The sequence below is a fragment of the Geobacillus sp. ZGt-1 genome (genome assembly GCF_001026865.1).
Lineage (GTDB): Bacteria > Bacillota > Bacilli > Bacillales > Anoxybacillaceae > Geobacillus > Geobacillus thermoleovorans.
This window is the reverse complement of record NZ_LDPD01000023.1, coordinates 242,579-242,895: the sequence shown is the minus strand read 5'-3', so window position 1 is coordinate 242,895 and position 317 is coordinate 242,579. Positions and strand designations below refer to the sequence as shown.

1 pseudogene is annotated in these 317 nt (G+C 42.3%); it reads right to left on the bottom strand.

Annotated features, from left to right (window positions below):
* Positions 1-11: 11 nt before the first annotated feature.
* Positions 12-317 (bottom strand): annotated as a pseudogene (locus tag VU18_RS09935) (hypothetical protein); the annotation flags it as partial.

Below are 317 nucleotides of genomic sequence, written 5' to 3'. Positions count from 1 at the left end.
CTCGCCTAATTAAGATAAATCAGCCGTTGAAACATCGTGAATGAATCGATTGATGCATGGGAAGGGAGGCGATATTTTTTCCATAGTGCCGATTGCTGAAAAGGACGATTCAGCCATATCGAAATATCTTGCAAACGATAGTTTCTCCACAGTTGGTGGTAGTTCTCAGGAATCACGAAAAATACGGTTTTATTGCGTTTTCCTTTTGCTGCCTGTTCATCGAAATGGATTTCCCCTTCATCGATAGGATGAAAGCCGGCAAGCGCTTTGGCGACAATATCTGTGCGAATGTGATTTTTGGCTAGAATGATGGATTG